This window comes from Arthrobacter sp. SO3, from assembly GCF_020532825.1.
GTDB lineage: Bacteria > Actinomycetota > Actinomycetes > Actinomycetales > Micrococcaceae > Arthrobacter.
On record NZ_MQTS01000176.1, the window covers coordinates 28,021 to 29,392 of the forward strand.

At 69.7% G+C, this 1,372-nt stretch carries 1 protein-coding gene; it reads left to right on the top strand.

Translation table 11 applies throughout. From position 1 onward, the window contains the following. Positions 1–1,068: dihydrolipoamide acetyltransferase family protein (locus BJQ90_RS16380; RefSeq protein WP_226761279.1), on the top strand; the 1,068-nt coding region annotated here is incomplete at its 5' end. Positions 1,069–1,372: the final 304 nt, after the last annotated feature.

Below are 1,372 nucleotides of genomic sequence, written 5' to 3' on the forward strand. Positions count from 1 at the left end.
GCCCGGAGCTTCGCTGCCCCGACGGCTGCCCCGGTGTCTTCGGCCCCGGCGGCAACTGCTCCGGCCGTTGCGCCGGCCGAAGCTGCCCCGGCGGTTCCGGTGGCCGCGCCCGCTCCAGCAGCCGTGCCGGCCGAGGCCCAACCCGGCGGCCCCGCGTCCGTTTCCGGGGAACGCCCGCGGTCCACGCCGCCGGTGCGCAAACTGGCCAAGGACCTCGGCGTCGACCTCGCCGCCGTCACCGGCACCGGGGAATTCGGGCTCATCACCCGCGACGACATCCGCAACTTCGTCGGCGGGGGAGACCTGCCGGTGGCCCCCCGGGACCTGGCGGGTGTGTCCACCCCGGTTCCGGCTCCGGCGAAGGGCGAGCGCGAAACCCGGACACCGATCAAGGGCGTGCGGAAGTTCACCGCTGCCGCCATGGTCTCCAGTGCCTTCACCGCACCGCACGTCACGGAATTCCTCACCATTGACGTCACGCCCACCATGGAACTTCTGGCGAAGCTCAAGGCCAGCCGGGCGTTTGCCGGCTACAAGCTCACGCCACTGACCATCGTCTCCAAGGCCGTGCTGATCGCGCTGAAGAACCACCCCACGCTCAACACCCGGTGGGATGACGTCGCGCAGGAGATAGTCCAGTACAACTACGTGAACCTGGGCATCGCGGCCGCCACCCCGCGCGGACTGACCGTGCCGAACATCAAGGACGCCGACCGGATGTCCCTGCTGGAGCTCTCCACGGCGCTGACCGAACTGACGGACACGGCCCGCGCCGGCAGGACCAGTCCGGCGAACCTGTCCGGGGGCACCATTTCCATCACGAACATCGGCGTCTTCGGCATCGATTCGGGCACGCCCATCCTCAATCCGGGCGAGGCCGCCATCCTTGCCCTGGGCGCGGTGCGGAAGATGCCGTGGGAGTACCAGGATGCGGTGGCGCTGCGCCAGGTCATGACGCTCAGCCTGTCTTTCGACCACCGCCTGGTCGACGGCGAGCAGGGCTCACGTTTCCTGCAGGACCTCGGCGCCATCCTGTCCGATCCGGGCATGGCACTCGCCATGGTCTAGCGATCATTCCATAGCTGCCGGCTGCCCCTTCGGACGGCCGGCAGCTTTGTTGTGTGCGGGTTGTTTTGGGCCGGGCTGCATCCGGCCGGGCAGGTTTCGGCCGGGTCGCTTCCGGGCGGGGGCACTTTGAGCAACATATTCGACGGCGGAGCCTCAGTTCACGGCGTGTCCGCCAAAGTCGCACCCGGAGTGAGGCCAGGGCGCGGTGGAAGCCCTGGACATGGCGGGCCCAGGGGTCCAGGGGTCGCGGGGTGAAGCTAGCCGAGCGGGGCGGGCGGGGCCATCAGGGCCGCAAGCGCCATGC